The sequence below is a fragment of the Streptomyces sp. SP17BM10 genome (genome assembly GCF_036322405.1).
Lineage (GTDB): Bacteria > Actinomycetota > Actinomycetes > Streptomycetales > Streptomycetaceae > Kitasatospora.
The window spans coordinates 1-344 of the sequence record NZ_JAQYXB010000564.1 but is presented as its reverse complement, the minus strand read 5'-3'; the positions used below and the strand labels follow the sequence as shown (position 1 = coordinate 344).

The following is a 344-nucleotide window of genomic DNA, read 5'->3' as shown; positions in this document are numbered from 1 at the left end:
TGGTTTTTTTTTTTTTTTTTTTTGTTTTGTGTTTGGGGTTTTTGTTTTGTTTTTTTGGTTTTTTTTGTTGGTTTTTGTGGTCCGAGTCTTGTTTGTTGTTTTGGTTGGTATTTTTTTTGTTTTTTTTTTTTTTTTTGTTTTTGGTGGGGGGTGGGGGGTGGCTGGGCCGATCCGTTTGTGTTTTGTTGGTTTTGGGGGGGGGGGGGGGCGGGGGGGGGGGGGGGGGGGTTTGGGCTTTCTATCGGGGGGTGGGGGGGGGGGGTGTGGGGGCGGCCCGGGGGGTTGAGGGGGGGTGTGATGGGTTTTGTTGGGCGGTCTGGGGCGCGGCCCCCCCCCACACCACC

General features: G+C 53.8%; 1 pseudogene. It reads right to left on the bottom strand.

The annotated features are described in order from the left end of the window. A pseudogene (locus PUR71_RS41290) lies at nucleotides 1-344 on the bottom strand (hypothetical protein); the annotation flags it as partial.